3 protein-coding genes and 2 pseudogenes are annotated in these 5,288 nt (G+C 70.4%); 3 read left to right on the plus strand and 2 right to left on the minus strand.

The window, feature by feature from the left end; genetic code table 11:
* Positions 1 to 28 precede the first annotated feature (28 nt).
* Positions 29 to 112: pseudogene (locus AX690_RS23810) on the minus strand (hypothetical protein); the annotation flags it as partial.
* Between the two features lie 10 nt (positions 113 to 122).
* The gene (locus tag AX690_RS21295; RefSeq protein ID WP_066680308.1) at positions 123 to 542 is read right to left on the minus strand and encodes a hypothetical protein; all 420 of its coding nucleotides are present in this window, start codon (positions 540 to 542) and stop codon (positions 123 to 125) included.
* 340 nt (positions 543 to 882) lie between these two features.
* On the opposite strand from AX690_RS21295, the pseudogene AX690_RS21300 reads away from it, so the two are divergent.
* The 3 genes and pseudogenes from AX690_RS21300 to AX690_RS21310 all read left to right on the plus strand — a co-directional run bounded on the left by AX690_RS21300 (position 883) and on the right by AX690_RS21310 (position 5,160).
* A pseudogene (locus AX690_RS21300) lies at positions 883 to 1,802 on the plus strand (ferredoxin--NADP reductase).
* Between the two features lie 157 nt (positions 1,803 to 1,959).
* A complete protein-coding gene (gene glp, locus AX690_RS21305; RefSeq protein ID WP_066730545.1) occupies positions 1,960 to 3,180 on the plus strand; it encodes a gephyrin-like molybdotransferase Glp in 1,221 nt (406 codons plus the stop codon).
* Between the two features lie 90 nt (positions 3,181 to 3,270).
* Positions 3,271 to 5,160 (plus strand): nucleoside-diphosphate sugar epimerase/dehydratase, encoded by a 1,890-nt coding sequence (locus tag AX690_RS21310; RefSeq protein WP_066680302.1) that lies wholly within the window; start codon positions 3,271 to 3,273, stop codon positions 5,158 to 5,160.
* Positions 5,161 to 5,288: the final 128 nt, after the last annotated feature.

Consider the following 5,288-nt stretch of genomic DNA (forward strand, 5'->3'; position numbering starts at 1 on the left):
TGTCATCCCGGAAGCCTCGCAGAGGCTATCCGGGACCCAGGGGGTGCGGGAACGCGGTGCGACCCGCCCCTGGGTCCCGGCTCTCCGCTTCGCTGCGGCCGGGATGACACAGGGATTTGACGCTACCCCGCCTTCTCGGTCTTGCCCTTGGCGTCCTTGTCCGTGGCGGTCGAGGCCGTCGACGGGGCGGTCGCGCCGCATTGGATGCCGAGATAGGACCACTTCACGTCGGTCAGCTGGCGGCCGCACTGGGTGTTTACGCCCCTGTCCTTGCCGCGTAGCGAGATCGCCACGCCCTTGGACAGGTCCGGCGCCGGGCTGGCCGTGCTGATGTCGTAGTAGCCGCCACCGCGGCCCTTCACGACGAGACAGTTAGTGTTCTCGACCGGGCGGACGCAGCCCGACGCCGTCACCGGCGTGGCCTCGACGACCACCTGATTGGCCTGCGCGACCTTCGTCTTCGCGCCGCCTTCGCTGCAACCGGCCAAACCAAACGCTACTAAACCGGCCGCCGCGGCGGCCCCTACGAACCAAACCCGCATACGTTCCTCCGTATCGTTGGCTCCGCGAACGAAGCAAAAGGAAGTCTGCGCCTCGTTTCGGGGGGCGGCAATCACATTTTTGACGCATTCGGAAAAGCGGTCCGGCGTTTTCAGCAAAGTCGAGAAAACCGCGCTTTCAGTCGTCAATGCGGTTAATCTTGTCGTGTCGACGAGACGATATGCGACGCGATCTCATTCACATCTTGGAAGCCGGCTCGACGACTGAAGACAACCGGACATTCCGGACCCTAGCGGCGACAAGGTCGCTGTTCACCGGAGCGGAGATTTTCGGACGCGCGCATTAGACAACCGTCATTGACAGGACGTCAGGCTTGCTCGCATGAGACACGCGCCGCCTCAGGGCCGTGGCGGTTTCGCTCTTTTCCGCGCCTCCCCGCGCCTAAATCTCGAAGAGTTCAGATGACGGCTGCCGCTCCCGCCGCCCCCGCGCCATCAACGCCCGTGAAGGACGCCCCCTACTTCGTCGAAAAGGTGCTTTGGGTGAAGCACTGGACCGACCGGCTGTTCAGCTTCGCCATCACCCGCCCGGCCAGCTTCCGCTTCCGCTCGGGCGAGTTCGTGATGATCGGCCTGCCGCCGCGCGAGGAACTGGGCGAGAAGAAGCCGATCCTGCGCGCCTATTCGATCGGCTCGCCGTCCTTCGCCGAGGAGCTGGAGTTCTTCTCGATCAAGGTGCCGGACGGCCCGCTGACCTCGCGCCTGCAGCAGATTCAGGAGGGCGACGAGATCCTGTTGGGCAAGAAGCCGACCGGGACTCTGGTCCTCGACGCCGTCCGCCCCGGCAAGCGCCTCTTCCTGTTCGGCACCGGCACGGGCCTGGCGCCCTGGCTGTCGGTGGCCCGCGACCCCGACGCCTACAGCCGCTTCGAGCGGGTGATCGTCTGCCACGGCGTGCGCGAGGTGAAGGAGCTGGCCTATCGCGACCTCTTCACCGCCGACATCTTCGACGACCCGCTGGTCGGCGACGAGGCGCGCGCCCAGCTGACCTACTACCCGACCGTGACCCGCGAGCCGTTCGAGCGCCAGGGCCGCTTCACCGACCTGATCGCCAGCGGCAAGCTGTTCAGCGATCTGGGCATCGAGGGCGGCAAGTTCGATCCCGAGCACGACCGCGCCATGCTGTGCGGCTCGATGGCCATGATCAAGGACACCGCCGCCATGCTCGAAGCCCAGGGCCTGAAGGAAGGCTCCAACGCCGAACCCGGCGACTTCGTGATCGAGCGGGCGTTCGTGGGGTAGGGTCTGAGGCCCTCTCCCCTTGCGGGAGAGGGTGACCGCCGAAGGCGGCCGGGTGAGGGGTCGCGCTCCGTCGTCCGGACAGGCCCTTCAACCCCTCATCCGGCGCTCCGCGCCACCTTCTCCCGCAAGGGGAGAAGGACCTCGTGAGGATGGCTGCGTGACCAACTCCCCCTCCCTCCGAAACCTCGCCGTGGAAGACGCCCGCGCCCGGATCCTGGCCGGCGCCGGCCGCCTCGGGATCGAGACCGTCGGCCTGGCGCAAAGCCTCGGCCGCGTCCTGGCCGCGCCGGTGATCGCCGAGCGCGCCCAGCCGCCGTTCGACGCCTCGGCCATGGACGGCTGGGCGATCCGGCGGGCCGACTACGCGCCCGGCAAGGCCTTCGCGGTCGTCGGCGAGAGCGCGGCGGGCAAAGCCTTCCTCCGCGCCGTCCAGGCCGGCGAGGCCGTCCGCATCTTCACCGGCGCCCCTGTTCCCGCCGACGCCGATCTTGTCGTCATCCAGGAGGAGGCCGTCCGCGAGGGCGACACTGTCCGCTTCGAGGCGGGCGAAGCTCCCAAGGCCAATATCCGCGCCGCCGGCGGCGACTTCCAGGCCGGCGACGTCCTGCTGGCCGAGGGCGCGCTCATCGATCCCTGGCGCCTGTCGCTGGTCGCCTCGGCGGGCCTGGCTCAAGTTCCGGTCGCCCGCCGCCCGCGCGTGGCGATCCTGGCGACCGGCGACGAGTTGGTCCCGCCCGGCGCGACGCCTCGCCCCGACCAGATCTTCGAGAGCGGCTCGTTCAGCCTGGCGGCCCTGATCGCGGCCTGGGGCGGCGAGGCCTTCCGCTTGAGCGCCCAGGCCGATGACGCCGCCGCGATCGCCGCCGCCATCGCGCCCATCGAGGCCGACCTGATCGTCACGATCGGCGGCGCCTCGGTCGGCGACCATGACCTGGTCAAGCCGGCCCTGAAGACCCTGGGCCTCGCGCTCGTCGTCGAGACGATCGCCGTGCGGCCCGGCAAGCCGACCTCGTTTGGAACCCTCGCCGACGGCCGGCGCGTGCTGAGCCTTCCCGGCAATCCCGCCTCGGCCCTGGTCTGCGCCGAGCTCTTCCTGCGTCCCCTGCTGGCGGCCCTGACCGGCGCGGATTCCGAGGTCCGTCTGAACCCCGCGCGCCTGGTCGCGCCGCTCGCCGCCACTGGCCCCCGCGAGCACTGGATGCGCGCGCGCCTGGCCGTCGACGCCGAGGGCCGGCTGACCGCCAACGCTTTTCCGGACCAGGACTCGTCGCTGATCGGCGTGTTCTCCCAGGCCGACGCCCTGCTGCGCCGCAGGCCTGGCGCTCCCGCCGCCCAAGCCGGCGACACGGTGGAGGTTCTGCCCCTGCGTAGGGGCTGAAAAGGCGACGCCACGGAAATGCCGTGCTACTTGGACACGAATCTTCCCGGGCCCCCGCCCCGGGCTCGTGGCTACTCAAGAGGTTCGTTCATGGGACATGTCGGCAAGATCGCGACCAATGTCCTCTTGGCCTTCGTGGCCCTGCTGGTCGGCCGCTACCTCGTCATCGACATGCCCTTCACGGGCGACACCCTGCTGCAGGCGACCTACTACGCCCTGGGCGCCCTGATCGTGGAGCTGGTGTTCCGCGTCGAGCGCGCCCCCTGGCGCTTCGTCTCGGCCAGCGACCACCTGCGCCTGTTCCGCTCGGCCGTGCTGACGGCGGCGGCCTTCATGGTCATCACCCGCATGGTCCACCCCGGCATCGACGGCGGCCTGCGCACGGTGGCGGGCGCGGCCCTGATCCAGGGCACCTTCCTGTCGGCCCTGCGCGTCATCCGCCGCAGCCTGCACGAGCGCCAGCTGCTGGACTCGGTGCTGCGCCTGGGTCCCGCCTCGATGCACCCGGCCCTGCCCCGCCTGCTGATCGTCGGCTCGGCGGCCGAGGCCGAGGCCTTCCTGCGCTCGCCCGCGGGCCTGGGCGAGCGCTACACCCCGATCGGCGTCGTCTCTCCCACCGACCGCGAGACCGGCGATGAGCTGCGCGGCGTCTGCGTGCTGGGCGCCATCGCCGACTTCGACCGGGTGCTGGCCCGCCTGCGCGACAGCGGCCTGCCGCCCTCGGCCATCCTGTTCCTGACCGACAGCGCCATGAGCACCTTCGGCGCCGAGCGCCTGGGCCGCCTGAAGACCGAAGGCGTCCGACTTCTCCGCCGCCACGGCGTGGTCGAGATGGGCGCGGGCGCCGACAGCGGTCCGATCCTGCGCGAGATCAGCCTGGAGGAACTGCTCAGCCGCCCGCCCGTGCGCCTCGATCCCGAACCGATCCGCGCCCTGGTCTGGGGCCGCCGCGTGCTGGTCACCGGGGCCGGCGGCAGCATCGGCTCGGAGCTGTGCCGCCAGATCGCCGCCAGCGGCTGCGCGCACCTGACCATGGTCGACGCCTCGGAATACAACCTGTTCCACATCGACCGCGAGATCGCCGAGCGCCACCCGCTGCTGCCGCGCCGCGAGATCCTGTGCGACGTCCGCGACGCCGCCCGCGTCGAGCGCGTCTTCGCCGAGCAGAAGCCCGACATCGTCTTCCACGCCGCGGCGCTAAAGCACGTGACCCTGGTCGAGAACCACCCTTGCGAGGGCGTGCGGACCAATGTCCTGGGCACCCGCAACGTCGCCGTGGCGGCCAAGGCCTGCGGCGCGGCGCACCTGGCCCTGATCTCGACCGACAAGGCCGTGGCCCCGACCAGCATCATGGGCGCGGCCAAGCGCGTGGCCGAGGCCGTGGTCCGCCAGTACGGCGGCGGCGGCGACATGCGGGTCAGCATCGTCCGCTTCGGCAACGTGCTGGGCTCGGCCGGTTCGGTGGTGCCGATCTTCCAGAGCCAGATCGCCCGCGGCGGCCCGATCACCCTGACCGACGCCAATGTCGAACGCTACTTCATGACGATCCCCGAGGCCGTGCAGCTGGTGCTGCGGGCCGTGGCCCTGTCGATGATCGCCTCGGACGGCGACGAGGACGGCGTGCTGACCCTGGAGATGGGCGAGCCGGTCAAGATCATCGACCTGGCCAAGCGGATGATCGAGCTGCAGGGCCTGGTCCCCGACCGCGACATCGAGATCAAGATCACGGGCCTCCGCCCCGGCGAGAAGCTGACCGAGACCCTCGTGGACGTGAACGAGGTCGCCCGCGCCAAGGCCCCCGGCATCATGGAGGCCGTCCGCATGTCGCCGGCCCCGACGATCGCCGACGCCCGTCTGGAGACCCTCGACGCCCTGGCCGAGGCGGGCGACGAGGCGGGCATCCGCGAAGCGCTGTTCGAGCTGGTCGAGACCTTGCGCCAGACCGGGCCGTCGAAGGTGGTGAAGATCCGGGCGTCGTAGCCTTTCTAGATGCTCCCCCGCGATGCGGGGGAGCTGTCGCGGAGCGACTGAGGGGGCCAACACCGGCCCAAGCCCAGCTCGCCCCCTCCGGCCCTCTGGGCCACCTCCCCCGCGTCGCGGGGGAGGAT

This window comes from Caulobacter sp. CCH9-E1, assembly GCF_001556515.1.
GTDB lineage: Bacteria > Pseudomonadota > Alphaproteobacteria > Caulobacterales > Caulobacteraceae > Caulobacter.